Source organism: Bradyrhizobium sp. UFLA05-109, assembly GCF_054185165.1.
This window is the reverse complement of the sequence record NZ_JBBIAR010000042.1, coordinates 12822-38661: the sequence shown is the minus strand read 5'-3', so window position 1 is coordinate 38661 and position 25840 is coordinate 12822. Positions and strand designations below refer to the sequence as shown.

General features: G+C 62.9%; 24 protein-coding genes. 14 read left to right on the top strand and 10 right to left on the bottom strand.

The window, feature by feature from the left end; genetic code table 11:
• Positions 1-27 precede the first annotated feature (27 nt).
• Positions 28-756, bottom strand: a complete 729-nt coding sequence (locus Q3C01_RS27705; RefSeq protein WP_458148468.1) for a helix-turn-helix transcriptional regulator — start codon at positions 754-756, stop codon at positions 28-30.
• 175 nt (positions 757-931) lie between these two features.
• On the opposite strand from Q3C01_RS27705, the gene Q3C01_RS27700 reads away from it, so the two are divergent.
• The 10 genes from Q3C01_RS27700 (at position 932) to Q3C01_RS27655 (ending at position 10936) form a co-directional block, all read left to right on the top strand.
• Positions 932-1108, top strand: a complete 177-nt coding sequence (locus Q3C01_RS27700) for a hypothetical protein (RefSeq protein WP_458148467.1) — start codon at positions 932-934, stop codon at positions 1106-1108.
• Between the two features lie 242 nt (positions 1109-1350).
• The gene (locus Q3C01_RS27695) at positions 1351-2289 is read left to right on the top strand and encodes a LysR family transcriptional regulator (protein WP_458148466.1); all 939 of its coding nucleotides are present in this window, start codon (positions 1351-1353) and stop codon (positions 2287-2289) included.
• Positions 2290-2418: 129 nt separating this feature from the next.
• On the top strand, positions 2419-3294 hold the full coding sequence (locus Q3C01_RS27690; RefSeq protein ID WP_458148465.1) for a shikimate dehydrogenase: 876 nt from the start codon (positions 2419-2421) through the stop codon (positions 3292-3294).
• 58 nt (positions 3295-3352) lie between these two features.
• Positions 3353-4480 carry an ABC transporter substrate-binding protein gene (locus Q3C01_RS27685; protein WP_458148464.1) on the top strand — a complete coding sequence of 376 codons (1128 nt, stop codon included), beginning with the start codon at positions 3353-3355 and terminating at the stop codon, positions 4478-4480.
• A gap of 174 nt (positions 4481-4654) precedes the next feature.
• Complete coding sequence (locus Q3C01_RS27680; RefSeq protein WP_458148463.1) at positions 4655-5530, top strand: branched-chain amino acid ABC transporter permease; 876 nt, start codon at positions 4655-4657, stop codon at positions 5528-5530.
• A complete protein-coding gene (locus tag Q3C01_RS27675) occupies positions 5527-6525 on the top strand; it encodes a branched-chain amino acid ABC transporter permease (RefSeq protein WP_458148462.1) in 999 nt (332 codons plus the stop codon). Before Q3C01_RS27680 ends, Q3C01_RS27675 begins: the two co-directional genes overlap by 4 nt.
• A complete protein-coding gene (locus Q3C01_RS27670; RefSeq protein WP_458148461.1) occupies positions 6522-7265 on the top strand; it encodes an ABC transporter ATP-binding protein in 744 nt (247 codons plus the stop codon). The genes Q3C01_RS27675 and Q3C01_RS27670 overlap by 4 nt, the downstream gene beginning before the upstream one ends.
• A gap of 10 nt (positions 7266-7275) precedes the next feature.
• A complete protein-coding gene (locus tag Q3C01_RS27665; protein WP_458148460.1) occupies positions 7276-8013 on the top strand; it encodes an ABC transporter ATP-binding protein in 738 nt (245 codons plus the stop codon).
• Positions 8010-9068 (top strand): Gfo/Idh/MocA family protein, encoded by a 1059-nt coding sequence (locus tag Q3C01_RS27660; protein ID WP_458148459.1) that lies wholly within the window; start codon positions 8010-8012, stop codon positions 9066-9068. Before Q3C01_RS27665 ends, Q3C01_RS27660 begins: the two co-directional genes overlap by 4 nt.
• Positions 9065-10936, top strand: a complete 1872-nt coding sequence (locus Q3C01_RS27655) for a bifunctional sugar phosphate isomerase/epimerase/4-hydroxyphenylpyruvate dioxygenase family protein (protein WP_458148458.1) — start codon at positions 9065-9067, stop codon at positions 10934-10936. Before Q3C01_RS27660 ends, Q3C01_RS27655 begins: the two co-directional genes overlap by 4 nt.
• Positions 10937-10990: 54 nt before the next feature.
• Here the strand turns inward: Q3C01_RS27655 and Q3C01_RS27650 are convergent, their stop codons facing one another.
• Positions 10991-11386, bottom strand: a complete 396-nt coding sequence (locus Q3C01_RS27650) for a hypothetical protein (protein WP_458148457.1) — start codon at positions 11384-11386, stop codon at positions 10991-10993.
• A gap of 153 nt (positions 11387-11539) precedes the next feature.
• On the opposite strand from Q3C01_RS27650, the gene Q3C01_RS27645 reads away from it, so the two are divergent.
• Together Q3C01_RS27645 and Q3C01_RS27640 are read left to right on the top strand one after the other, a co-directional pair.
• Positions 11540-12142, top strand: a complete 603-nt coding sequence (locus Q3C01_RS27645; protein ID WP_458148456.1) for a hypothetical protein — start codon at positions 11540-11542, stop codon at positions 12140-12142.
• 275 nt (positions 12143-12417) lie between these two features.
• Positions 12418-13191: a response regulator transcription factor gene (locus Q3C01_RS27640; RefSeq protein ID WP_458148455.1), complete on the top strand. Its 774-nt coding sequence runs from the start codon at positions 12418-12420 to the stop codon at positions 13189-13191.
• Positions 13192-13208: 17 nt separating this feature from the next.
• On the opposite strand, the gene Q3C01_RS27635 is transcribed toward Q3C01_RS27640, so the two are convergent.
• From Q3C01_RS27635 to Q3C01_RS27615, 5 genes are all read right to left on the bottom strand, one after another.
• Positions 13209-14630 carry an HlyD family type I secretion periplasmic adaptor subunit gene (locus tag Q3C01_RS27635; protein ID WP_458148454.1) on the bottom strand — a complete coding sequence of 474 codons (1422 nt, stop codon included), beginning with the start codon at positions 14628-14630 and terminating at the stop codon, positions 13209-13211.
• Complete coding sequence (locus Q3C01_RS27630) at positions 14627-16414, bottom strand: type I secretion system permease/ATPase (protein ID WP_458148453.1); 1788 nt, start codon at positions 16412-16414, stop codon at positions 14627-14629. Before Q3C01_RS27630 ends, Q3C01_RS27635 begins: the two co-directional genes overlap by 4 nt.
• 129 nt (positions 16415-16543) lie before the next feature.
• Positions 16544-16999 (bottom strand): hypothetical protein, encoded by a 456-nt coding sequence (locus tag Q3C01_RS27625; RefSeq protein WP_458148452.1) that lies wholly within the window; start codon positions 16997-16999, stop codon positions 16544-16546.
• Positions 17000-17390: 391 nt separating this feature from the next.
• A complete protein-coding gene (locus tag Q3C01_RS27620; protein WP_458148451.1) occupies positions 17391-18737 on the bottom strand; it encodes a hypothetical protein in 1347 nt (448 codons plus the stop codon).
• Positions 18738-19090: 353 nt separating this feature from the next.
• Positions 19091-20263 (bottom strand): ABC transporter substrate-binding protein, encoded by a 1173-nt coding sequence (locus Q3C01_RS27615; protein WP_458148450.1) that lies wholly within the window; start codon positions 20261-20263, stop codon positions 19091-19093.
• Between the two features lie 303 nt (positions 20264-20566).
• Between Q3C01_RS27615 and Q3C01_RS27610 the strand changes: the two genes are divergently transcribed.
• Positions 20567-21832 (top strand): NAD(P)/FAD-dependent oxidoreductase, encoded by a 1266-nt coding sequence (locus tag Q3C01_RS27610; protein WP_458148449.1) that lies wholly within the window; start codon positions 20567-20569, stop codon positions 21830-21832.
• Positions 21833-21860: 28 nt separating this feature from the next.
• On the opposite strand, the gene Q3C01_RS27605 is transcribed toward Q3C01_RS27610, so the two are convergent.
• The 3 genes from Q3C01_RS27605 to Q3C01_RS27595 form a co-directional block, all read right to left on the bottom strand.
• Positions 21861-22637 carry a cyclase family protein gene (locus Q3C01_RS27605; protein ID WP_458148448.1) on the bottom strand — a complete coding sequence of 259 codons (777 nt, stop codon included), beginning with the start codon at positions 22635-22637 and terminating at the stop codon, positions 21861-21863.
• Between the two features lie 55 nt (positions 22638-22692).
• A complete protein-coding gene (locus Q3C01_RS27600; protein ID WP_458148447.1) occupies positions 22693-23928 on the bottom strand; it encodes an MFS transporter in 1236 nt (411 codons plus the stop codon).
• A 72-nt stretch (positions 23929-24000) separates the two neighbouring features.
• Positions 24001-24819, bottom strand: coding sequence for a GntR family transcriptional regulator (locus Q3C01_RS27595; protein ID WP_458148446.1), 819 nt, complete (start codon positions 24817-24819; stop codon positions 24001-24003).
• Between Q3C01_RS27595 and Q3C01_RS27590 the strand changes: the two genes are divergently transcribed.
• Positions 24764-25777, top strand: coding sequence for a fumarylacetoacetate hydrolase family protein (locus tag Q3C01_RS27590; protein WP_458148445.1), 1014 nt, complete (start codon positions 24764-24766; stop codon positions 25775-25777). The two genes, Q3C01_RS27595 and Q3C01_RS27590, sit on opposite strands and share 56 nt — an antisense overlap.
• Positions 25778-25840 lie beyond the last annotated feature (63 nt).

The following is a 25840-nucleotide window of genomic DNA, read 5'->3' as shown; positions in this document are numbered from 1 at the left end:
GATATTGGGAAATTTCCCAGTGAGAGCTTATGGATTGATGATTTTGTGCCTGATCGCGATCGCGACTGCATGCGTACGGTTGACGGCACCGAGCTTGCGCGCAGCGGTTGCAAGATGCTCTTCGGCGGTCCGCTGCGTGATGTGAAGGATCTCGCCGATCTCCCAGGCCGACTTGCCTTGCGAAGCCCAGGCGATCACCTCCCGCTCGCGCGGCGTGAGCAGCGCCGGCGGCGTCGGACGCGGATCGAGCAGGCGGCGAATGCGGTCGAAGCCGTACATCGCCATCAGGTGTAGCGCCGGCTTGCTCCGCGCGTTGAGATCGAGATGCACCCCGCCGAGCGAAACGCCAGCCTCATAACCGGTCAGCCCGTGGATCGGCACGACGAAACCACGCGACATGCGGAAATCGGTGGCGCGGTTCATCACCTCCACCGCACCGGGCTCCCGCTCGACATCGTAAGGTGCTTCCGACCATTCGAAGGGATTAACCGACTGCCGGCACATCCGGATCACCGGATCGAAGCGGACGTAGTTCCTTTCGGTGTACATCCTGAACCATTCCGCCGGCCAGCGCTTGGCGAGCACCATCTGCTCGAAGTGCTGCTCTGGATTCGGCAGGCCCGTGACGATGATGTGCTCGAAGCCGAAGCGGCCAAATGCCGCCTCAAGCGCGTTCATCGCATCCGGAACCCTGCTGTAGGCTTCCAGGCCTTCGATGAAGTCGAGCGCTTCCCGGCCATAGTCCACGGCGGACATCGGTTCGTTCCAGCCCCTTGCCTGCCTTCGTAGATTGCTTTGTAGCCCGACTCGGGCGTCGCCTCAATGCGTCGCCTCCGTAGTTTCACGGTGCGACACGCTCTGAAGATTTAATCTACTTGTGGAGGAAGGGGGGTCAAGATACACCTCCATCGTCTGGAGCGGGAGAGCCACGATGGAAGACGAGAACATCGCCCTCAACAGCGTGCTCGGTCTGGAACTCAACCGCGTGTTCTTCGCTGTCCGGGAGACCACGAACAAGCAGAAGATCATCGAGTTCGCACGAGAGGTACTGCAAAGCGAACGCACCGCACTGCCCGATAGCGCTTCGCCCGACGGGCCGGCACGCTAGAACGCAGTTGCAGCAACCGCGCGGATGAAACGCCCGCGCAACCTGCGTCCGCTTTTCAATTCGAGCGCGCTGATTTCAGCCGAAGCAATCTCACCGCGAGCTCCGTTTTTCCTTCTCCCTTGTGGGAGGGAGCCAAGCATCCCGAGCTTACGCGCGTTGACAGGCATTTACGGCTGGTTGACATGACGCCTGTCGTGAAATGATCGTCACTCACGATCGTTCGTCGGGGATTGTCCTAGAGCATGATGACGCTACGCCAGGTTGAAGTAATCCGCGCCGTGATGGTGACGGGAACCATTGGCGGCGCGGCAAAGCTGTTGAACGTCTCCGCGCCCGGCATCAGCCGCCTCGTCAAATACACCGAGCGCTCGCTCGGTATCCGCTTCTTCCAGCGACAGAACGGACGCTACTTCCCGACGCCCGAAGCCGAGAACATTTTCGAGCAGATCAACGGCGTCTACAAGAAGGTCGACGACCTCTCCGAGATCATCTCCAAGATCGGTCGCGGCGGATTGTCGGAGCTACGCATCGGCTCGGTACCGAGCATCTCGCAGGTGATGGTGCCGCGTGCGATCGAGCGCGTCCGGCGGCGCTATCCGGATCTCGGTATCGACATCAACATCCTGAAGCTCGAGGAAGCAATCGACTATCTTATGCTCGGCCGCGGCGAGTGCGTCGCGATGAGCTATCGTCTCGAACATTCCGGTCTCGACTTCATGCCGCTCGCTTCCGGCGAGCTCTATTGCATCGTGCCGCCCGGCCATGAGCTCGCCGACCGCAAGCAGGTCTCGGCGGCCGAAATCACACGCTATCCGCTGATCGGCATCGACCCGAACGATCCGTACGGGCGGATCATGGCCGAGATCTTTGCCCGTCACAGGCTCGACTACAACATCACCATCCGCGCCCGCTTCGGCACCACGGTGTGCGCGCTGGTGAAGGCGGGCCTCGGGATCGCGATCATCGACCAGTTCACGGTCGCCCATGGCGGCTATCCCGGCATCGAGCTGTTGAAGATCACCGAGCCGACACGGTTCGACACCTATATCGCGGTGAAACGCGGCGCGCCGCTCTCCCTCCACGTCGAATATTTCATCGAGCAGCTCCGCGCCGAGATGCGCGCGGTCGAGCCCTCGCGCAGCGGCCAGAAGGTCGCCGTGGCACGCGGTCGCAAGAAATAACATTATGTTAGGTTTGTAGGATAAATGAGTAATTGTGTTAGGCAGGAGACAGGCTATCGTCGGGCTTGAGCTTTGCGAATTTCCGCGCAACACCGCGTGGCGAAACACACACCCAGACCAATCCGGATCATGTCAACGCGCCGACCTGCCGCACCCCAGAAACTCCTCACCGGCCTGATCGGCGCGCCGATTAAGCATTCCGCCTCCCCCGCCATGCACGAGCGCGCCGCCGAAGCGCTGGGGCTGCGCGGCCACTACCAGCTCATCGAGGTCGCCGGCGCGGATTCTGCCGGGCTCAGCATGATGCTCGAGGGGGTGCGGCGCCTCGGCTTTGCCGGCGTCAACGTCACCTATCCCTACAAGGAAGCGGTGGTGCCGCTGCTCGACGAGCTTGCGCCGGGCGCAGCCGCCATGGGCGCAGTCAACACCGTCGTCGTTCGCGACGGCCGGCTGATCGGCCACAACACCGACACCACGGGATTTGCCCGTGCGGTGGCGCCCCTGCTTGCGCCCGCGGGCAATGCGGTCGCCGTGATCGGCGCCGGCGGCGTCGGCAAGGCGATCGCCTTTGCACTGGCGAGCCAGAATGTCTCCGATATCCGTATCGTCGACAGCGAACCGGCGCGGGCGGAGAAGCTCGCATCGCTCCTGACCGCGAACGGCGCGAAGGTCGCCTCGAGCGTCGAGGACGCGCTCGAGGGCGCAACCGGCCTGGTCAACGGCACGCCGGTCGGCATGCTGCCGAATCGGGACACGCCGGTGCCGACGGCGCTGCTGCGTGCAGACCTTTGGGTCGCCGACGCCGTCTATTCGCCGCTGATCACTCCGCTGCTCGCGGCCGCGCAGGCCAAGGGCGCGCGGATCATGACCGGGCGCGAGCTCGCGATCTACCAGGCCGCGGACGCGTTCGAACTGTTCACCGGCCTTGCCCCATCGACCGAGGTCATGGGAGAGGCTTTCGACGCCGTGATGGCAGCGCGCAGCGCTGCCTATCAGGCAGCTTGACGGAAAGCGGCCGGAAACAAGGCCGCTTGCATAACTGATGAGAAACGGGAGGAGTGAGATGAAATCGACATTACTGGGCGCCCTGTTTGCGGTTGCCATGGCAACGAGCGCCTTCGCGCAGCCGATCAAGCTGGCCGACGTTGCCGAGCTGTCGGGCGGCGGCGCCACCGTCGGCACCAACTGGAAGAATGGTATCGATCTCGCGATCGAGGAAATCAACGCCAAGGGCGGCGTGCTCGGCCGCAAGCTCGAGGTCACCCATGCCGACTCGCAGTCCAACCCCGGCGTGGCGCGCGCGCAGGTGCAGAAGGCGCTCGACGCCGAGCCCTACGTGCTGCTCGGGCCCGGCTATTCCGGCTCGGTGAAGGTCACCGCCCCGCTCGCCGCCGAAGCCGGCATCGCGCAGATCATGGGCGGCGAGGCCGCCGAGCTGACGCAGGCAGGCAACAAGTTCTTGTTCCGCACCTCCTTTGGCCAGCAATCCTCGATGCCGAAGGTCGCAAAGTACATCCACGACGACATGAAGGCGAAGACGGTTGCGGTCGTCTGGGTCAACAATGATTTCGGCCGCGGCGGTCGCGACGTCATCGTCAAGGAGCTCGACCGCCTCGGCTCCAAGGTCGTCGCGGATCTCTCGACCGAAGCGGGCCAAGCCGATTTCGCCGCCGACGTCGGCAAGATCAAGGCCGCCAATCCCGACGCGGTGTTCGTCTATCTGAATGAAGAAGAGAGCGCGCGCATCCTCAAGGAGCTGAAGCGCCAAGGCGTCACCGCGCCGCTGATGGGCGAGACCACGCTGATCGGCCAGAAAGTGATCGAGCTTGCAGGCGACGCCGCCAATGGCGCGCGCGGCCATGTCGGCCTCACCACGGACGCGCCGGTCGACCTGATCAAGGGCTTCCGCGATCGGTTCTCCAAAAAGTACAACTACGTGCCCGACCACAACGGCCTCAAGGGCTACCTCGCCGTCTACATGGTCAAGGCGACCACCGAGAAGATGGGCAAAGTCGATTCGAAGGCGTTTGCCGACACACTGCACGGCCTGACCATCAAGGCCGCGGACGAGCCGGGCATCCTGATGGACGTCACCTTCGACCAGAACGGCGACATCGACCGCCAGAGCTTCCTGGTCGAGGTCGTGGAAGGCAAGCAGGTGGTGAAGCAGGTGCTGCCGAAGCTGAAGTGAGGCTCTTCGCCTCTCTCCGCCTGCGGGGAGAGGCCGGAATTTGCGCAGCAAATTCCGGGTGAGGGGAGCTTCCGCGAGTCGTCTGATACCGAGCTTGCGGAGAAAGCCCCTCACCCCACCCTCCCCCCGTAAGAACGGGGAGACGGGGTAGAGCGCCGTGCGGGGAGAGGGGAAATGTCCAATCTGTTCGATCTTCTGGTCGCAGGACTTGCAACAGGCGCCATCTATGCGCTGGTCGCGGTCGGCTTCACGCTGCTCTGGCAAACCTCGCAGACCATCAATTTCGCGCAGGGCGAGTTCGTGATGCTGCCGGCCTTCCTCATGCTGGCAGCGATGCATGTGGGGGCGCCGTTCTGGCTCGCGATCATCCTCGGCATCCTGCTCTCGATGATCCTGCTTGGCCTTGCCTTCAAGATGCTGCTGGTCGATCCGATGATGCGCCATGGCGTGCTGCCGCTCGCGATCGCCACCATGGCGCTGGCGATCGGCATCAAGGAAGCCGTGAAGCAGTTCTTCAGCGCCGAAGCCTCGCCCTTCCCCTCGATCGTGCCGACCGGCGATGTCTCGATCCTCGGGCACGCCGTCTCGCTGCAGAGCATCGGCGTTCTCACTGTTGCCATCCTCGCGGTGGTCGGCCTGACCGCGCTTCTGAACCGCACCTCGCTCGGCCACCAGATGCAGGCGGCGGCGCAGAACCCGACGGTCGCGCGCATCATCGGCGTGCCGGTCGAGCGCATGATCCTCCTGACCTTCCTGATCAACGCGTTCCTGGTCGCGCTGGCTTCGCTCCTGATCACGCCGATCTATCTGGCGAAATTCTCCTCCGGCGAGGTACTGGGCCAGGCCGCCTTCATCGCCGCGATCGTCGGCGGCTTCAACCAGGTGCGCGGCGCGATTGCCGGCGGCCTCCTGATCGGGGTGCTCGATAATCTCGCGGCCTCCTACGTCTCGACGCAATATCGCGCCGCAGTGCCGATGCTCGTTCTGATCATCGTCATCCTGTTCCGTCCCCAGGGCCTGCTCGGCCGCGCCGAGGAGCGCACGGTATGACCGGATTTGCCAAACCGCTGAAGATTGCGCTTGGCCTCGCGGTCATCGCCGCGCTGATCGTCGTTCCCATGAACTTCAATCGCTACGGCCTGTTCATCCTGAGCCAGTGGGCCGTGATGACCATCGCCGCGATGGGGCTCAATCTCACGCTCGGCTATGCCGGCCAGGTCTCACTGGCACAGGGCGCCTTCGTCGGCATCGGCGCTTACGCCGCGGCGATCGTGACGACCCATGGCTGGCCGCTGCCGGCCGCGATCGTCGTCGCGATCGTGCTTAGCTTTGCGGTCGGCTGGGTGCTCGGCTATCCGGCGCTGCGCGTGCAGCACCACTATCTCGCCTTCGTCACGCTCGCCTTCTCCACCCTCGCCTTCCTGGTCTTCCGCAACGAGAGCTGGCTCACGGGCGGCATCTACGGCATCTCCAATATTCCGCGGCCCCATATTTTCGGCATCGCGACCAACAAGCCGCTGCCGTTCTACTATGTCTGCCTGGGCTCGCTTGCCATCGTCTCGCTCGCGGTTTGGTGGCTGATCCGCTCGCCCTGGGGCCGCGCCTTCATCGCGCTGCGCGAGAATCCGCTGCGCGCGCAGTCGCTCGGCGTCGACACTCGCCGCTACACGTTGATGGCGTTTGCGATCGGCTCGGCGCTCGGCGGCGTCGCCGGCGCGCTCTATGCGCCGCTGACGCAGTATATCGATCCGGTACCGTTCAACCTGTCGCTCTCGCTGGATCTCTTGATGATGGTGATCGTCGGCGGCGCCGGCTTCTACTTCGGTCCCTTCCTCGGTGCGATGATCGCGGTGCTGCTGCCGGAATGGCTGCGCTTCACCGAGGGCTATTACCTGATGCTCTACGCGATCGCAGTGATGCTGCTGCTGATCTGGTCGCCGACCGGCATCTTGGGAATCCTCGATCGCTACATGGCGGCGCGGCGCACCAAGGCTGCGTCTGCGCTGCGGGCCGTCGCAAAATCCCGCCTGGAGACGGCACAATGAGTGCGGTGCTCGAAGTCACGGACATCAAGAAGAATTTTGGCGGCATCAACGCGGTCGATGGCGTCAGCTTCGACGTCCGCGAAGGCGAGATCCTCGGCCTGATCGGGCCGAACGGCTGCGGCAAATCGACGCTGTTCAACTGCATCCTCGGCCAGCTCACGCCCAGCAGCGGCGAGGTCAAGCTGGACGGCAGGACCGTCACGGGCCTCCGCCCCTCCGAACTCAACAAGCTCGGGGTCAGCCGCACCTTTCAGCTCCTGCAGGTATTTCCAAAGCTCTCGGTGCGCGAGAACCTGATCCTCGCCGGGCAGGAGCACCAGGGTAACATGGCCTCGCGCCTGGTCGGCCGCTCCGATGCCGGGCTGACCGACGCCGCCAATCAGATGATCGGTTTCTTCAAGCTCGACCATCTCGCCGCCGAGCCGGCCGGCGGCCTGTCCTATGGCCAGCAGAAGCTGCTCGACGCCGCAATGGCCTTCATGGGCGGACCGCGCCTGGTGCTGCTCGACGAGCCCGCGGGTGGCGTCAACCCGACGATGCTGTCGGACCTGAAGGAGCGCCTGATCGCGATCAACCGCGAGAAGAACGCGACTTTCGTGGTGATCGAGCACAACATGGAATTCGTGATGTCGCTGTGCTCACGCGTGATGGTGATGGCGGAAGGCAAGGTGCTGGCGATGGGGCGGCCGGACGAGGTGCGCAAGAACCCCGCCGTGATCGAAGCCTATCTTGGACATTGAGGAGCCGGCCATGAGCGACACGATCCTCTCGGTTCACAATCTCGTCGGCGGCTACGGCAAGATGACCATCCTGAACGGCACGACCTTCGCCGTGCCGCAGGCCACCATCACCACCATCATCGGTCCGAACGGCGCCGGCAAATCGACGGTGTTCAAGGCGATCTTCGGCCTGTTGAAGCTGCGCGAAGGCAGGATCACCTTCGCCGACCGCGATGTCACGAATTTGAGCCAGCGCGCGTTGCTCAATGCCGGCATCTGCTACGTCCCGCAGGGCCGCAACATTTTTCCGGAGCTGTCGGTGCGCCACAATATCGAGCTCGGCGGCGTCGCGGCGGCGAAGGACATCGATCTACAGAGGCGCATCGAGGCCGCGCTCGACCTGTTCCCGGCGCTGCGGCGCAAGTCGGCGCAGCAGGCTTCCACGCTGTCGGGTGGCGAGCAGAAACAGCTCGAGATCGCGCGCTCGCTCCTGCTCGAGCCGAAGCTCGTGCTGATCGACGAGCCGTCGATCGGCCTGTCGCCGCTGATGGTGCAGCAAACCTTCGATATCCTCAAATCCCTGCGCGACCGCGGCGTAACGATTTTGATGATCGAGCAGAACGCGCGCTCGGCACTCGAGATCTCCGATTTCGGCATCGTGCTCGAGCTCGGCCAGACCCGCATGGTCGACAAGGCCGAGCGTATCCTGAATGACCCCCGCATCGGCCAGCTATTCCTCGGCGGCGCCATGGAGGAGAGCGCGGCATGAGCGCGAAAATGCGCATCGCCGTTGCCGGCGCCGGCCTGATCGGCCGCCGCCATATCGAGCTGATCGATGCCTCGCCGCATTGCCTGCTTGCCGGCATCGCCGATCCCTCGCCTGCCGCGAAAGACTATGCGCTGGCGCGCGGTACGCCTTGCTACGCGGATCATCGCGCGCTGCTGGAGCAGGAAAAGCCCGACGGCCTGATCATCGCCTCGCCGAACGCGCTGCATCTCCAGATGGCGCTCGATTGCGTCGCGGCAAAGACCCCGGCGCTGATTGAGAAGCCAGTGACCGACACGGTCGCCGCCGCGCAGCGTCTCTGTGCAGCGGTCAGGCAGACCGGTGTGCCAATGCTGGTCGGCCATCACCGCCGGCACAATCCGATCATCAAGGCCGCGCGTGAGACAGTGTCGACCGGCAAGCTTGGCCAGCTTACTGCCGTGGTCGGGCTCTGGCTGCTCAAGAAGCCCGATGATTACTTCGAGACCGCCTGGCGTCGCGAACAAGGCGGCGGACCGCTGCTGATCAATCTCATTCACGACATCGACAACCTGCGCTTCGTGTGCGGCGAGATCGTCGAGGTGCAGGCGCTGACATCGAACAAGGTGCGTGGTTTCGCGGTCGAGGACACCGCCGCGCTGCTGCTGCGTTTCGCCAACGGCGCGCTCGGCACGGTGACGGTCTCCGATGCGACGCCCGCGCCGTGGAGCTGGGAGCTCACCGCAGGCGAGAACGTGGTCTATCCCAAACAGGATCAGCCTTGTTACGTCTTCGCAGGGACGAACGGTTCGCTGTCGGTTCCGACCATGGAGCTGTGGTCCTATCCACAAAATCCCGGCTGGCATGCACCGCTCCTTCGCGAGCCCGTCGCACTCTCTGCTTACGATCCGCTCGCCGAGCAGCTTCGACATTTTCAGGCCGTGATCGCGGGCCGAGAGCCGCCGCTGATTACTGTCGACGATGCGATGGGCACGCTCGCGGTCGTCGAGGCCGTCAGCGAAGCCGCCCGCACGGGAAACAAGATATCGCCGAGCCGGATCATGGAGCAGGCAGCATGAACAAACGCTCGATCGCAACGGTCTCTCTCTCTGGCGCGCTGGACGAAAAGCTCCGCGCCATCGCATCGGCCGGCTTCGATGCTGTCGAGATCTTCGAGAACGACCTGTTGTCGTTCGGCGCGAGCCCGCGCGAGGTGGCGCGCCTCTGCAAGGATCTCAACCTCGAGATCTGCGCCTTCCAGCCGTTCCGCGATTTCGAGGGCATGCCCGAGCCGCAGCGCACGCGCAACTTTGCCCGCGCCGAGCGCAAGTTCGATTTGATGCAGGAGCTTGGCACCGACCTTCTCCTGATCTGCAGCAACGTCTCCCCGGCTTCACTCGGCGGCATCGACCGCGCCGCGGACGATTTCCGCGAGCTTGGCGACCGCGCGGCCAGGCGCTCTCTGCGCGTCGGCTACGAAGCGCTGGCCTGGGGGCGTCACGTCAACGACTACCGCGATGCCTGGGAGATCGTGCGCCGCGCCGACCATCCCGCGATCGGCGTCATCCTCGACAGCTTTCACGCGCTGGCGCCGAGTTTCCCGACACGCGCGATGGCCTCGATCCCCGGCGACAAGATCTTTCTGGTACAGCTTGCCGATGCGCCAAAGCTCGAGCTCGACATTCTCTCCTGGAGCCGGCACTTCCGCTCCTTCCCCGGCCAGGGCGACCTGCCGGTCGGCGAATTCATGGAGGCGATCGCGGCGACCGGCTATGCCGGGCCGCTGTCGCTGGAAATCTTCAACGACCAGTTCCGCGCCGGCTCCGCTGCGCAGACGGCGACCGACGGCCTGCGCTCGCTGATCCTGTTGCAGGACCAGCTCGCGGCAAAATGGCCGAAGCTCGCCGGCAAGCAGCTCGCACCGAAGGCGAAGACCCGCGGCACCGGCTTCGTCGAGTTCGCCGTCAACGAGACCAAGGCGGCGGAGCTTGCCGGACTGTTCTCGCAGCTTGGCTTCCGCAAGACCGGCAAGCACCGCAGCAAGGCGGTGGAGCGCTGGACGCAAGGCAAGGTGGAGCTCGTGATCAACTGCGAGACCGACGGCTTTGCGCATTCGCACTACGTCACCCATGGTCCCGGCGTCTGCGCCATCGCGCTCGACGTCGACGATTCCGGCCGCGCCATGGCGCGCGCGGAAGCCCTGAAGGCGCGCACCTTCTATTCTCCGGTCGGTCCGGGCGAGCTGGAGATCCCTGCGATCCACGGCGTCGGCGGCAGCCTGCTCTATTTCCTCGACCAGGCCGGTAAGAACTGGGACACCGATTTCGAGCCGGTCGCAAGCAACGCCGGCGCCGATCAGCTTCTCGCGGTCGACCACGTCGCGCAGTCGATGCCCTATGACGAGATGCTGTCCTGGCTCTTGTTCTACACCGGCATCCTCGATCTGACCCGACTGCCGCAGATGGAGATCGCGGATCCTCGCGGCCTGGTGCAGAGCCAGGCGATCATCAATGACGACCAGAGCCTGCGCTTCGTGCTCAACGGCTCCTCGGCCAACCGCACGTTGCCGGCGCGCTTCATCTCGGAATTTTTTGGCTCAGGCGTGCAGCATATCGCCTTCGCCTGCAAGGATATCTTCGCGACGGTGGCCGCCATGCGCCAGCGCGGCGCGGAGTTTCTCGAAATCCCCGACAATTACTACGACGATATCGAAGCCAAATACGATCTCGCGCCCGAGGTGATGGCGCAGCTTCGCGAGAACCAGATCCTCTACGACCGCGAGGGCGACGGCGAGTTCTTCCAGGTCTACACCCACATTTTCGATGAGCGCTTCTTCTTCGAGATCGTCGAGCGGCGCAGCTACCAGGGCTTTGGCGCAGCGAATGCCGCGATCAGGCTTGCAGCGCAATCGCGTGAAGTGCGCCCCTCGAGCATGCCGCGGATCTGAGTGGATGCAGCGCGTTTGGCGCTGCATCTGATGGCGGCGGCAATCGAGCTCTGACTATGTGCCTGGCTTGCGACGATCCTCAGCAGGCGTCAGCGCGGCATCCCACTCTCGATCAGACAGGTTTCCGACGAGGTTCGATAGCTCGACCGCAAGCGCGCGCAGCCGCGCATTCTCCTCAAGCAGCATCAGAACTTCATCCGACGGCGATTCATCGTCGTCGAACTCTTCCAGAAGCTGTGGTGACAAGCGCCCGAACGCACCAGTGGACGCGGCATCGTCCGCAGCTGAAATGACGTCCTGTTTCTCGCTGTACGGCAAATATTCGTTACTCATGGGCAAATCCTCGGAACACACCCCCAAGCCGTGTTCGCTGGAATTCACTGAGTCGCCGGCGGATTTGAGTCTGAAATCGGACCAGCGCAAGGTCTCGCGACCCGCCGGCTGAATCAATCTTCGCGCGATCTATCCGATGATGCGCAACCTCTGGTCTGGGAAACGCTTAATGAGCGCTTAATTCTTTTGCGCAACTAATGGATCACCAGCGCGAAAGTACCTCTTAGTCATAGATGCAAACCGAGCCCCGCCCCCGAGGAGGCGAATCGGATGGGATTGCTTTTCATTGGCGTGCTGGCCGGAATTTTGATCGGCTTTGGCTTCTTTGCCCCCTCCCAGGGTTACTTCCTGGGCTGCGGCCCGCAACCCTGTTTTGACAGAGTTGCAATGGTGCACCAGCCGGTAGCGAAGCCTTCTGCCCTCGCGCCGGACCCCTCGATTGCAAAAGCGAGTCCTGCGACCGCGGCGAGATCGAGCAAAACACCTGCGGAGAACAAAACACCTTCGGAGAAGAAGCGCGGCAACATCAATGTGACCAGGGCAGCGCCTCCGGTGACATGGAACCGCGTCTCGCCATCCAATTCAGCCGAGGGAGCTCCTGATTCCGTGCTGAACAAGGCAAAGGTTTCGATCGCAGCAAAGATGGAAGATCCGAACTCTGCCGAATTCAGCGATATGAAGCGGGCCATCAGGAAGAATACATTGGGGCGCTCCGTGGACACCATTTGCGGGCGCGTCAAAGGGAAAAATGCGTCAGGCGAGGAGACCGGAGAAAGGCCCTTTCTCTATCTCGTGAAGGAGAACGATGCCTACGTCGTCGACGGACCGGCAAACTCGGCGGCGGCGATCGCTTATCGCAACATCTGTAACTAGAGCGTGAGGTGCAAGCGAACCGAAGGTCGCTGAGGTTTGCGCTCGATCGAAGAGTGGGGTGCGATCGCGAGGCGCGCGACCGTGCGATGAATTCCGTGGAAGGAATTGCGTGGAAAGAACTTCCTGGCAACTGAACTGACGGCTGCGCCCCGGCCCAAGGGTGCGCAGGCAGGACCGCAAGATGAAATTGAAGCATCGGCTCGCCGATGCACAATGCGTTGCGGTCGCGGAATTGGTGAGGTGAGCTTACAGAGTTCTTTACATTCGAGGACATTATGCACGATCAGGTTCATTCCGCTGAACGGCTCAACGAATTGCAATTGCCCGTCTTGGTGCTCGTCGAGCCGCTTACGCTCACGCGCACCAGCATCTTGAGTATTCTCAGGCGCGAACTCGCGTCGCTCGAGATCGTCGACATGGCGACCACCCAGGGACTGGATTGCCTGCCCGGGCAGGACGTACGTCTGGTCGCGCTGAGCATCGGGGACAAGCCGCCGGACGATCGCACCGTCGAGGACGATCTTGCGCTGGTCGCGGAGTGCTGCCCGAACGCCTCCATCGCCCTCATCTCCAATCGTGACGACGAGGCCACCGCGCTGGCCGCAATGCAGCGGGGTGTACGCGGTTTCTTTTCCACCTCGCTTCCCATCGAAGTCGCTGTTGCCGGCCTGCGCCTTGTTCTGGCCGGTGGAGTCTACAGGCCACTGCCGGTCATCGAGTTGAGCAAGGCACCCGGGCTCGACCAGGCATATCCTCGCGCACTTGGATCAACGTACTTGAATGGTGAGAAAAGCACGACCGACAGGAATACGACCGATTTCACACCTCGCGAGCAGCAAGTGCTGACGGAGCTGGAGCTCGGTCTGCCCAACAAATTGATTGCCGCCAAGCTGAACCTTTCCGAAAACACCGTCAAAATGCATATTCAGCACATCATGCGAAAATGCGCTGCCCGCAACCGCACCGAAGCGGTTCTCCGCTGGAGCGGTCGATTGTCGGCACACGGTCGCGACACCGAGACGAACGCGTCTTCGATTCCCGAGGCTTAGCTAGCACCCAACGAAACTCAATCCTCGTGGAACGCACCATGGAAACTGTCGAGCAGGGGCCTCAGGGCGTAAAGCGCGACGGTACCGCGCCCCGTCGTGATGAAGACCTGAACCGGCATCCCCGGGATGATCTGGATATTGCTTGCGGCGAGTTGCGTGTCGTCGACGCGAATTTTCGTCGCGTAGTATGGCTGGTCGGTGCGCTTGTCGAGAAGCCGGTCGGCCGACACATGTGTCACTGTCCCCTTCAGCCGCGGCACACGACGCTGATTATACGGCAGGAGATGCACTTCCGCATTCAGGCCCGGATGAACCACATCGATGTCCTCGGGCCTTAGGCGCGCGGTGACGATCAGGCGATCCTGCCGGGGCACCAGATCCATGAGGGGAGCACCCGCTCCGATCACGCCACCCGGCGTATGAACCCGCAGGTCAGTCACTACGCCGTCCTCAGGCGCTTTGATCTCTGTCCGCGACAATTGGTCCTGGGCTGCCGGCAGCCGTTCGCGCAGCTGGAATATCTGGTTCTGTGCTTCACGCAAGGCTTGTGCGATCTCGTTTTGCCTGTCGCTCTCGAGCTTGATCAGGTTTGCCTGCGATTCGCCGATCACTTGCCCGGCACGTGAGATCTGCGCAGCGATTTCGCCGCGACGCCCTTCAATGTCAGCCAGTTCACGTTGCAGGTTCAAAAGGCGCGGTCGTCGCTCGAGGCCCTTGCTGACGAGGGTGGCGACCATGTCGAGTTCCTCCCGGGCGATGTCGATTCGCTGCGCGACGGCGGCCTCCTGGGCCTTGAGGCCCTCGATTTCCTTCTCGACCTGTCCTCGCCTCTCTCGTAGGACCGTCACCTGCGATTGAAACACCTTCCGCCGCGACAGAAAGACGGTCTGCTGCGTCGACAGAATGGTGGCAGCGGCGAGATTCGCGCTGGCGGCCTGCTCCAGCGTCTCCGAAAACGAGAGCTTCTCATATCCTCGCTGCTCGGTTTCGAGCCGGGCTTCACGTGCCATTGCATCCCACATCTGGGCCTGAAGGCTTTGTACTTCGGCACGAGCCCTGGTGTCGTCCAGCGCGATCAGTGTCTGACCGCTGCGCACGACGTCGCCATCCGAAACCAGAATCTTCCCGATGATGCCGCCTTCCAGATGCTGGATCGTCTTGCGGCTCGATTCCGATTCCACGACGCCGGAGGCGATCGCCGCGCTCTCCAGCGGCGCCAGGCTCGACCATGTGCCCAGCCCCAGCATGAAGCAGACCACGAGCAGATTGCCCGCGAGCGTCACGCCGCGGAGCCTCATGCGTGGCGAGATCGGTGTCGGGGCCGTACACCATGGAAACTCGAGAGGCTCGTAATCATCGATTGCCGTAATTACGACTCCAAGCCTCCGCTCGGCGGGTGGGGTGCGCAGGGGCACGCGCGTTCTCGGTTTCCAGATCATGGGCGAACCGGCTGTCCTGGCATCTTGGCGGTTGCGGGCGCGCTCTCGGCTGGCGCGACTTGCGATATCACCTGGGGCCTACTCAGATGCCGCTCGAAGATTTCCTCGCTTTCACCGAACGCGATGACCGCGCCGCCTTCCATGATGGCGATCTTGTCCGTGGCTCCGAGGATCCCCATCCGGTGAGTGACGACGACCACCATGACATTGGCGATCTTCAATTGCTCGATGGCGTCCAGCAGCATCCGCTCGCCGGCGTAGTCGAGGCTGGCGTTCGGCTCGTCGAGAACGACGAGGCGCGGGTTGCGGAAAAAGGCCCGAGCAAGACCGAGGCGCTGGCGGTATCCGCGAGAAAAAGCCAAGCCCCCGCTGGGAACCACGGTGTGGTAACCTTGCGGCAGTCGCATGATCGCGTCATGGATGCCGACGAGCTTGGCAGTGTCGACGATCTCGTGTGGATCGGCATCGTCAAGGCGCGCGATGATCTCGTTTATCGTTTCGCCAAAGAGATTGATGTCTTGAGGCAGGTATCCGAGGTGGCGACCGCCTCGTCCCTCGCGGAGCAGCGATACGTCGGCATTGTCGAGCAGAACGCGACCGTGCGTCGGAATCGTGAGTCCGGCGATGACTTGGCCAAGCAGCGACTTGCCCGAGCCGGACGGACCGATGATGCCTAGGCACTCGCCGGGCGCGAGACTGAACGAGATACCTTTCAAGGGAAGATTGCCGGACCCGAGCGGTTTCAGGCTGACGTTATCGACGACGAGACCGCTCAGCGGCTGCTGGGACGGGCATTCTGTATTCCCTCCCGCGGCCGGGATTGCGGCGAGCACGGCGGCGAGTCGCCGATAGGCCTTCATGGCCGTCGCAAGTGATTTCCAGCTTGCAATCGCACCTTCGACCGGTGCGACGGCACGGCCGGACATCAGTGTCGCCACAAAAATGATCGCCGGGCTCTTGCCGTAGTCGAGCACGAGCCATGCTGCCGCTCCCATGATCACGACCTGCGACAGCGCACGTACCGGCTTGGTCGCGAACATGATGAGCGCATGCCGCGAGAGCGCAACATCGTGCTCTCTGCTCGCTTCCTGTGCGTCGTTGTATATCAGGCGCGCTGTGCCATCCACCATTCCCATTGCGCGGATCAAGTGAATATTGCCGATCGCAGTTGCGAGCCGGCCGTAGCTCCTGGACAACGCGGCGCCGGACTTGATCGTAGCATCTTCTATGAGCAGGTCGCCCGCAAGCGTGAGGCCGAACAGCAGAACCACGCTGCAGGCCCCCACGACCCCAAGCAACGGATGAACGAGAAAAAGGACGCAGAGAAAGAGGGGTGTCCAGAGCGCATCGAACAGCAGCGGGCATGCGCTGGATTCGACGAACTGGCGAAGTGCCGTGAGATCCCGATATGCGTCTTGCGACTGGGCCCAATCGCCGCGAAAGGCGGATTCGAGGCACGCCGAAAGCACGGAGGGACGAAGTCTGTCTTCAACCCACGTGCCAAGGCGGCCCAACAGGACACGACGCAATGCGTCAAGCACTCCACCGACAACGACTGTGAGCGCAACGATGAGGGTGAGCATCAGAAGCGTGTCGCCGCTCCTGCTCGACAACACCCGGTCGTAGATCTGAAGCAAGTAGATTGAAGGCGCAAATAGCAGCAGATTGTAGCTGCAGCTATACGCGAACACGAGACCAAGCGGAGCCATGCAGGCCCAAAGTGCCGCGTCCAACGAAGTCCGGGCCGGTGGCAGAAGCGGTTTTCGGAGGGGCGGCATCAGCATTTTTCGTCACCGCCGGAGATTGGTTTGGCCCACGCCAGCCTGTCGATCGGACGTGACGACGAATCTTTGGCTGCAAATCCGGGACCGGCGGCAGGGGGCCGCCGGTCCCGCCACGCGACGAGCCGCTGGTCAGAGCACGTCGAAGTGGAAGTGCACGTCTCCACCATCTGCGCTATTGAGACTTCCACCGTCACCGCCGATGCCGGCCACCACGTCCTGGTGCTGGTCTGCCCAGACCTTGTTGATCTGGGTGGCATCCGTATTCGCGTAGACCTTGGAGGTATCGAAACCGCTCTCCGAACTCTGGCTTCCGTTCGACGTGGCGGTCCCGCCATGGGCTTTTGCAAACCATGAGGCGGTCCCGTTCGCGCCGCCAGCGTCCCAGTCCGCCGTTTGCTTGACGTGATCGCCGGTGTTCACGTGCACATCGGCACCTTCCGCCTTGTTGGTCGGGTCGAAGGTGAGCGTCGGCTTGTTGATGATGGCTCCCTTGAAAGTGCCATCACCGCCGTTTCCGACACTTTGACCGCCGGTGTCGATCGATTTGAATCCGATTGAATCTGAAATGTTGACCGCCTTGGGCATCATTTGAGCCTCCCTGCGTTTGTTGACTTACACGCATCATCCATCCCGATCAGATGGACACGCTCAGCAACTCTGATCCCCGCGCGCTCGACGGCGATAGATGTCAAATCGGACACCATCCGGTTTGGTGGGCCTACGCACGAAAGTATGACCTCCGCGATGACATCTTGACGTGGCAGACGTCGGGGGGCGTCCGAGTGCTTGCATACGCGGCGCACCGACGAGGCCGGCCGCGTTGCGATCGGGCGAGCGATGCAAGTCTCGCTAAAGCATGATCCGAAAAAGTGCGAAGCGGTTTTCCCTCGCGACAAACGTGGAACGCGTTTGCGCAGAGATCATGCGCAAGCAACAACCCAAATCGCGAGACGATTCATCCTGACTTCATCGCGCTTCAGGCCGTCAGGTGCAGGTCCGACACAAGATGCGCGGCAAGATCACCACTCAGCGCGAGATTGCCATGGCCGCCATCACCGCCCACTCCGGCGATCTGCACCGCGCTCTGGTCGATGTGCACGTCGTTGGTCTGATCCGCCACTGCCGTCGAATGCGGGCCGGCAATTGCGATATTGATGGGAGCATAGATCGCGACGCTGACATCGATCAGGCTCCCCGAGGAGTGGCCGCTCCCGCCATTGCCGGCGCCGTTGCTCCCGGTCGCAATCGCGTCGGAGCCGCCCCACAGGTTATGAGAGACAAGGCTGCCGCCCATCGCAGCGTTTCCATTGCCTCCCTGCCCGCCGATGCCGGCGATCTGAAGGGCGGACTGATCCACATACACGCTGTTGGTCTGGATCGCGTAGGCACTGGAGTTATAGCCAGCGACGGCGATGTTGATCGGGTCGTACAGCACGAAGGACGTATGAACGAGCTCTCCAGAGAAGGAACCGTCTCCGCCATTGCCGGCCTGGCTGCCTCCAGCCTCGGCCAGGTGCCAGGCGCTTCCACCATTGCTTGATGCCCAGGCAGGATCGAGCGTGATGACACTGCCGCCACCGGCGGCGTTGCCGTTTCCGCCGCTCCCGCCAACACCCGCGATCTGGACGACCGACTGATTGATATCGACGGCATTTGACTGACTTGCGTATGCGGTGCCGCCTGGGCCCGCCACCGCAATATTGACCGGATGGTATATCACGACGGGGGCGTCCACCAACGCGCCGGAGAAATAACCGTCGCCCCCGTTGCCGGCGCCGCCGGCGCTGCCTCCCGACGCGATATTGCCGTTGCCGCCACCTCCCCCGACGCCCGCCATTTGAAAGGCGGATTGATCGACATTCACGTCGTTGGTTTGCTGGGCCAGGGCAACGGAGCCGTATCCAAATGACACCGAAATGTTGATCGGCTCATAGATCAGTATGGAGGCATGAACGATGCCTCCATAAGAATAGCCATCTCCGCCATCACCGGCCGTGCTCCCCCCGCTCTGGATCGAGCCCGATCCGGGCGATGGGTTGTCCGATCCGGATCCGGTTGCGGCCGATGGAGTGGCGTGATGGACGCTATCGGGCTCGAAAGACACAGCGTCGTGCCGGCTCATCATCCCGGTGGGAGAATGCGCCTCCTGGCCCGTAACCCACAGCCGGCCATGGGCGCCGGCTCCGTCGTCTCCGGAAATCGGCATGGAGGAAGGCGCAGAGTCCCTCCATGTGGAAGCCGACCGGTCATAACCATCATCTTCAACGTGATGGTGGTCGCGGTGAAGCGGTACGATCGCGTCCGACGGGTACGGGAAATTCATATCGCCTCTCTCGTCGCAATCGGACGGGCCTCTCCCAATGTCAGAGTGTCAGCCTGGGCAGGTCAAAAGCCGAGTCGTCAATTCGGATGCAGTGATTCGAGCGAGGACGTCAGATCGGCTACACCCGTTTGGGAGCGGACGGACGTTGCGGGAGCATGCCGCGGGTGTAGCTCTTCACCTCGCCGCGCCTGCGGCAAGAGGCCGCAATTCACGCGCAGCGCGAATTGCGGGTGAGGGGGACGCTCCGCGAGTCGTATTGTCACGCGATTGCGGAGGCAACCCCTCACCCACCCCTCTCAGCGCGAGCCAGGCTCGTCGCGGCCCCGCAAGAACGGAGAGGGACAGAAGCGAGCTCACTTCATCGGGCACTTGTCGTGGAAGCGGTCCTGGTCGTCCTTGACGATGGTGGCGACCGTCTTGAGCGCAAGCTGGCCGTCGGCGTCTTTCACCACGTCCTGGAGATAGAAGTTCTGGATCGGGATGTGGTTGTTGCCGAACTTGAACGAACCGCGTAGCGACTTGATGTTGGCCTTCTCCATTTCGGCCTTCATCGCGTCCTTCTTGCTGGTGTCGCCCTTCACCGCCACGACGGCGCTATCGATGAGCTGGGCCGCATCATAGGCTTGCGCACCGTAATAGGTCGGGCGCAGGTTAGTGTACTTCTTGCGGTAATCGGCGACGAAGCGCTTGTTCTCGTCGTTGGGCAGGTCGTTGACCCATTCCTGCGCGCCGGGAACACCCAGCGCATTGTCCTTCTGGAGCGGCAGCGAGAGTTCGTCGACGGTGAACGCCGTATAGAGCGGGATCTGGCTCTTCAGGCCCGCCTGCACATATTGGTTGAGGAACTGCACGCCGGCTGCCCCCGGATAGAACACGAAGATCGACTCGGCGCCCGACGCGCGGGCCTTGGACAGTTCGGCGGAGAAATCGAGCTGGCTCGGCCAGACCGTATATTCCTCGCCCTTGATCTCGCCCTTGAAGGTGCTCTTGACGCCCGCGAGCATGTCCTTGCCCGCGGCATAGTTCGGCCCGATCAGGAAGACGCTCTTGACGCCCTTCTGGTTCATGTACTGGCCCATCGCCTGCGGCGTCTGGTCGTTCTGCCAGGAGGTCGAGAAGACGTAAGGCGAGCACAATTCGCCGGCGAGCTGCGACGGGCCGGCATTGGCGGAGATCAGGAAGGTCTTCGAATCCACCGCGGTCTTGAGCGAGGCGAGCAGCACGTTGGACCAGATGTAGCCGACGATGAAATCGACCTTGTCGGATTGCACGAGCTTTTCGGTCTTCTGCTTGCCGACATCGGGCTTCTGCTGGTCGTCCTCATAGATCACCTCGACCGGCTTGCCGTCCATCTTGCGGCCGAGATGATCGAGCGCGAGCTCGAAGGAGTTGCGCATGTCGTTGCCGATCACCGCAGTCGGGCCGCTGAAGGTCGAGACGAAGCCGATCTTGATGGTGTCGCCGGCCGATGCCGGACTTGCCAGCACCAACGCAGCCGCGCCCGCCAGCCAGAATGCCGTCCTCATAACCAGTCCCCTCCTCGTTTTCATTGCCCGAAATGGCGGATGGCCCGCTCCCGGATCGTTCTGTTTAGGACGCAAAATCGTGAGAGCCGTCAATGGCTCAGCGCCTGCCCCTGCACCATAATTCGCCCCCATCCCGGATGGCAAGAAATATAATTCTACTCACTTTGGCGAGGGCCGCGGCGCTTTTTCGCCGTCTCGTCGATACGCCGTCGCTATTCCTCAATTGGTGACGGCTATTGGACCACGACCGGGTCTTCGCTCTTTAATGAGTGGCGCACACCCAGCGAATCGAGGGCACTTTTCATGACAGCGAAACCCCACCGCGTCGTCATCGTCGGAGCCGGCTTTGGCGGGCTTGAGACGACCTATCGGCTCGCCGGCAGCCCGGTCGAGATCACGCTGATCGACCGCCGCAACCATCATCTGTTTCAGCCGCTGCTCTACCAGGTCGCGACCGCTTCGCTTGCAACGAGCGATATTGCCTGGCCGGTCCGCCACCTCATGCGGGCGCGGCGCGAAGTGACGACGCTGTTTGCGACCGTGAGCGGCGTTGATGTTGAGCGGCGCGCCGTGCTGATCGATGACGGCAGCGAAGTCTCCTATGACACGCTGGTGCTGGCGACGGGCGTCCGCCACGCTTATTTCGGCCACGACGAATGGGAGCGGTGGGCGCCCGGCTTGAAGACGCTGGAGGATGCGACCACGCTGCGCCGTCACATCCTGCTCGCGTTCGAGCGCGCCGAACGCGAGACCGATCCGGAGCGCCGTGCCGCGCGCCTCACCTTCGTCATCATCGGCGCCGGTCCGACCGGTGTCGAACTCGCCGGCACCATCGCCGAGATGGCGCACCACACGCTGCCGGGTGATTTCCGCAACATCGACACCCGCAAGGCGCGCGTCGTGCTGATCGAGGCCGGACCGCGCGTGCTCGCCGGCTTTGCCGACGATCTCTCGGCCTATGCGCAGGCTTCGCTGGAGAAGATCGGGGTCGAGGTCGTGCTGGGCCAGCCCGTCACCGAGGTTGACCGCGACGGCGTGGTCTATGGCGGACAGCGGCTCAACGCGAAAACCCGGATCTGGGCGGCGGGTGTGCGCGCCTCTCCCGCCGCCGAATGGCTGAATGCACCGGCCGACCGCGCCGGCCGCGTCGAGGTTGCGGATGATCTGACCGTGCCCGGCCATCCGGATGTCTTTGCCATTGGCGACACCGTCACGATTCCCGCGTGGGAGGGCAAGCCGGTGCCCGGCATCGCGCCGGCGGCCAAGCAGCAGGGACGTTATGTTGCAAACCTCATCAAGGCACGCTTGCGCGGCGAGAAGCTCGGCCCCTTCCGCTACAAGCATGCCGGCAGCCTCGCGCAGATCGGCAAGCGTCTCGCGGTGATCGATTTCGGCCGCGTGAAGCTGCGCGGCGCGATTGCCTGGTGGATCTGGGGCATCGCCCACATCTACTTCCTGATCGGCCTGCGCCACCGCCTCGCCGTCGCGCTGACCTGGCTCTGGATCTACGTTCGCGACCAGCGGGCCGCACGGCTGATCACGCAGGGCAGCAGCAGGGTGGTGGGGTGAACCTTCTCGGGGAGAGGTGAATAGCACCTCAGTCATCAACGATCGCAACCGCGCGGGTCCAGCCTGCTGAGGCGTGCGCGATCTTGACGGGGAAGCACGACACGCTGAATCCGGTCGAAGGAAGGAGCTCCAGATTGTGCAGCTTCTCCAGATGGCAGTAACCGATGTGCCGGCCCGCCTTGTGTCCCTCCCAGATCAACGAAGCATCCCCCGTTTCGGCGTATTTCTGCGCGGTGAAGACGAAGGGAGCGTCCCAGCTCCAGGCATCCGTTCCGGTCAGCCGCACGCCGCGCTCCAACAGGTACATCGTCGCCTCATACCCCAGGCCGCAGCCTGAGCTGACATAGTCAGGCCGGCCGAATTTGGCACCGGCACTCGTGTTGACGACGACAATCTCGAGCGGCTTCAGCGTGTGGCCGATGCGCTTGAGCTCGTCTTCCACGTCCCCTGCGGTTGCCACATGGCCATCCGGCAAGTGCCGGAAATCGAGCTTCACGCCTGGCTGAAAGCACCATTCCAGAGGCACCTCGTCGATGGTCCAGGACCGCTCGCCGCGATTCATCGTCGGGTGGAAGTGCCAGGGCGCATCCAGATGGGTGCCGTTATGGGTCGACAGCGTGACGTGCTCGACCGCCCAGCCCTGGCCGTCCGGCAGATCCTCCGCCTTCAGGCCGGCAAAGAACTGCAACATGCCTGGCAGGCCTTGCTGGTGATCGATGTACTGAATGCTTGGCCGGTTGCCCGGGGGATCCGCCGGCACATCGTTCTGGAGCGGAACCGAAATGTCGATGATTCGTCTCGCCATGTGTCTTGTCGCCATGTGCCTTAACGCCATGTATTCTAACGCCAAGTGTTTTTACCTATGACGTTACCTGCAAACCGTCGTCAGATGCCTCGACAAAGCGCGGCAATGTCCCGAGAGACATTGCCCCGAACAGCAGACACGCCACCATCAGCCAGAGCGCGGTCTCGTAGTTCTTGTTGAGGTCGAACATGCGTCCCATCACGGCGGGACCGGCAGCTGCACCGACGCTGAACAGCGAATAGGCCAATCCATAGAGGAAGCCGTAGTGGCGCATGCCGAAATAGCGCGCGGTCAGGTAAGCGATGAGATCGATCTCCGCGCCGAAGGCAAAGCCGATCAGCAGCGCGGCTACCGGAGCGCCTTGCGCAGCACCGTAGTTGAGAAGCGCACAGCCTGCTGCCGCAACCAGGAAGACTGTGCACGCCACGTAGGGCGCAAAGATGCGATCGATGGCCCATCCGATCAGCACGCGCCCGGCAATGACGCCGACACCGATTAGCGATGCGACGCCGGCGGCGGTCGACAGCGGCACGCCGGCGTCCCGCAGCAGCGGTACCAGATGAACGACCGTTCCCGATATGGCTGCCGCAACGGCGAGGAACCCAATCGCGATGGTCCAGAAGACGCGAGACCGTAGCGCCTCCCAGCGTCCGGCGCCCGCCGTGACGGTACGCGTCGGCTGCATCGCGCCTTCCAGATCGCGGAAGCCGAAATAGACCAGGGGCCAGGCCGCGGCGGCGAGCGCAGCCAGGACGATGAAACCCGCGTGCCATCCGAATGACGCGATCTGCGAGGCGAGCAGCGGCGGCAAGGCCAGTGCAGAGATCCCGCTTCCCGCCAATACGATGCCGAGCGCCAGACCGCGCGATGCGTTGAAGTTGGCGTTGACGACCCGGGTGTAGACGACCGGCGTCGTGCCGCCGCCGAAACATCCGGCGGCAAAGAACAATGCGTAGAAGGCTGAGATGGAATCGTTGAGGCTGCCGAGACCAACCATGCTCAGCGCCAGAAGCGGGATCGAAACGAGCGCGACGATCCGAGCGCCGAACCTGTCGATCAGCGAGCCGACGATCGGTCCGGACACGACGAGGCCTGCGGTGAGGTAGATCAGGGCGCCGGATATCTGCCCGCGATTCCAGTTGAACTCCCGCTGCAACGGCTCAAAGAATACCCCGATGCTGTAGAACAGGAGAGATGACGCGCCGACCCCAATGCCGGCCAGTGCCATGGCCAGGATGAACCAGCCGCGGGTGATTTCATGCCTCCGCAGCCCGACTGAATGATCGATCAAACTCACAACTCCCTCCCTCGTACTGAATTCTCTCTGCGCTCTTTGCTTTCTGGGGCGCAGATGCTGGCTTCGCTAGTCGGGCATCGCCCCGTAGATGTCGCAGTAGGTGCGCTGGAGATGGACCGTGAGCTTGGTCACGGCGGCATTTGCGGATCGCGACAGCACGATGTTTGCAAGCGCCTCATGCTCGGCAACGAACGCCTCCGCAACGATTGCGTTCGAGAGCATCACGTTGCGATACCGCGATGCCTGATCGTAGAGCTGATTTGCGAGGCTAACGGTTCGCGGCCAACTGCAGGCCGCGATCAGGCCGGCATGAAAGGCTTTGTGCACCCGGTCGAGCTCGGGCGTATTCTTCAGGATCCTGGATCGCCCGCCGACACGCTTGAGCTGATGCAGGCAAGAGACGATTTCTCCCTCCCACTTCGCGTCGCCATGCCGCATCGACTGGCGCAGCCCCGCCACCTCGAGCGCAATTCGCGTTGATGTAATGTCGGCAAGATCCGTGTCGCTCATCGGCGCCACGCGGAATCCGCGCTGCCCCACCGCGATCACAAGCCCCCGCGCAGCCAGCCGCGACAGCGCCTCACGGGCCGGCGTCTGGCTGACGCCGTAGTCGGCGGCGATATCCGCGATCTTGAGCTTGGCGCCCGGCCGCAGTTCTCCGTTGACGATGGCGACTTCCAGCGCTGCTTCGGCCCGCTCGGTAAGGGTCGCGCTTTCCTGATCCATGACATTGCCTTCGCTGATGGCCGACCGACCACACGGTGAAAAGCCGGCATTGACAATTTTATATATTTTAGTCAATAAAATATATTTTTCAAGGGAGCATTCAATGAAGCTTGCGACTTTCGTTTCGCCCGGAGGGGCGGCCCGCCCCGGCGCGATCATCGATACTGCCGGTGGCCAGCGGGTCCTCGACCTCGTCGCGGCGGCGACGCGAACCGGCCGGGCGGATGCTATTGGCAGAAGCTTGCTGCAACTGATCGAGGCGGGAGAAAGAGCTCTTGAGGCAACGCGTCGGGTGGTGGAAGCCTGTGCAGCGGACGAAGACATCTGCTCCCCGCTCGACCGCATCAGGCTCCTGGCTCCGATCCCAGAGCCGCCGCAAATGCGCGACTTCTCCGTCTTTCCCGGACACATCCGCGGAGCTCCAGCGGGTATGGCCCGCATCGCCCAACGGAAGGGGCTAGCAAGCGATGCCCCACTGCAACCATTGCAAGACGTCCCTCAAGTCTACCGGGATCGGCCGATCTACTACATCACCAACCGCTTCAGCGTGTCCGGCCCGGACGCGACGGTGTCATGGCCGGCGTACAGCGAGCTCATGGATTTCGAGCTCGAGTTTGGGATCTTCTTGTCGAAGGGAGGAGGCGACATCCCACTCGCGAAGGCGAGCGAACATATCTTTGGCTACACGATCTACAATGATTTCTCCGCGCGCGACACGCAGTTCGAGGAGATGCGGGGCATGTTGGGTCCCGCAAAGGGCAAGAGCTTCGATGCCGGCAACGTCATCGGCCCGTGGATCGTGACCGCCGACGAAATTCGAGATCCCTACAATCTTGCGATGCGCGCACGCGTCAATGGCGAGATCTGGACCGACAGCACGAGCCGCGGCATGCTGCACTCCTTCGAGGACATGATCGCCTATGTCTCGCGCAGCGAGACGCTGCGGGCGGGCGAGTTCATGGGCTCCGGCACGGTCGGCGGCGGCTGCGGCCTGGAGCTCGATCGCTGGTTGAACCATGGCGACACCGTCGAGCTCGAGGTCGAGGGAATCGGCAGGCTACGTAACCAGGTTCTCCGGAGGGCCGCCGACTTCGCAACCAGCGCACCGCACGCCTGAGCACGCAAGGCATCAGTCAGGTGGTGGTGTAGGCCGCTCTTCCCTTCTCCCCTTGCGGGAGAA

Coding starts and splice junctions, on each gene's coding strand:
- Q3C01_RS27705 (WP_458148468.1), bottom strand. CDS start 756: ATGTCCGCCGTGGACTATGGCCGGGAAGCGCTCGACTTCATCGAAGGC.
- Q3C01_RS27700 (WP_458148467.1), top strand. CDS start 932: ATGGAAGACGAGAACATCGCCCTCAACAGCGTGCTCGGTCTGGAACTC.
- Q3C01_RS27695 (WP_458148466.1), top strand. CDS start 1,351: ATGATGACGCTACGCCAGGTTGAAGTAATCCGCGCCGTGATGGTGACG.
- Q3C01_RS27690 (WP_458148465.1), top strand. CDS start 2,419: ATGTCAACGCGCCGACCTGCCGCACCCCAGAAACTCCTCACCGGCCTG.
- Q3C01_RS27685 (WP_458148464.1), top strand. CDS start 3,353: ATGAAATCGACATTACTGGGCGCCCTGTTTGCGGTTGCCATGGCAACG.
- Q3C01_RS27680 (WP_458148463.1), top strand. CDS start 4,655: ATGTCCAATCTGTTCGATCTTCTGGTCGCAGGACTTGCAACAGGCGCC.
- Q3C01_RS27675 (WP_458148462.1), top strand. CDS start 5,527: ATGACCGGATTTGCCAAACCGCTGAAGATTGCGCTTGGCCTCGCGGTC.
- Q3C01_RS27670 (WP_458148461.1), top strand. CDS start 6,522: ATGAGTGCGGTGCTCGAAGTCACGGACATCAAGAAGAATTTTGGCGGC.
- Q3C01_RS27665 (WP_458148460.1), top strand. CDS start 7,276: ATGAGCGACACGATCCTCTCGGTTCACAATCTCGTCGGCGGCTACGGC.
- Q3C01_RS27660 (WP_458148459.1), top strand. CDS start 8,010: ATGAGCGCGAAAATGCGCATCGCCGTTGCCGGCGCCGGCCTGATCGGC.
- Q3C01_RS27655 (WP_458148458.1), top strand. CDS start 9,065: ATGAACAAACGCTCGATCGCAACGGTCTCTCTCTCTGGCGCGCTGGAC.
- Q3C01_RS27645 (WP_458148456.1), top strand. CDS start 11,540: ATGGGATTGCTTTTCATTGGCGTGCTGGCCGGAATTTTGATCGGCTTT.
- Q3C01_RS27640 (WP_458148455.1), top strand. CDS start 12,418: ATGCACGATCAGGTTCATTCCGCTGAACGGCTCAACGAATTGCAATTG.
- Q3C01_RS27635 (WP_458148454.1), bottom strand. CDS start 14,630: ATGATCTGGAAACCGAGAACGCGCGTGCCCCTGCGCACCCCACCCGCC.
- Q3C01_RS27630 (WP_458148453.1), bottom strand. CDS start 16,414: ATGCTGATGCCGCCCCTCCGAAAACCGCTTCTGCCACCGGCCCGGACT.
- Q3C01_RS27625 (WP_458148452.1), bottom strand. CDS start 16,999: ATGCCCAAGGCGGTCAACATTTCAGATTCAATCGGATTCAAATCGATC.
- Q3C01_RS27620 (WP_458148451.1), bottom strand. CDS start 18,737: ATGAATTTCCCGTACCCGTCGGACGCGATCGTACCGCTTCACCGCGAC.
- Q3C01_RS27615 (WP_458148450.1), bottom strand. CDS start 20,263: ATGAGGACGGCATTCTGGCTGGCGGGCGCGGCTGCGTTGGTGCTGGCA.
- Q3C01_RS27610 (WP_458148449.1), top strand. CDS start 20,567: ATGACAGCGAAACCCCACCGCGTCGTCATCGTCGGAGCCGGCTTTGGC.
- Q3C01_RS27605 (WP_458148448.1), bottom strand. CDS start 22,637: ATGGCGAGACGAATCATCGACATTTCGGTTCCGCTCCAGAACGATGTG.
- Q3C01_RS27590 (WP_458148445.1), top strand. CDS start 24,764: ATGAAGCTTGCGACTTTCGTTTCGCCCGGAGGGGCGGCCCGCCCCGGC.
- Q3C01_RS27595 (WP_458148446.1), bottom strand. CDS start 24,819: ATGATCGCGCCGGGGCGGGCCGCCCCTCCGGGCGAAACGAAAGTCGCA.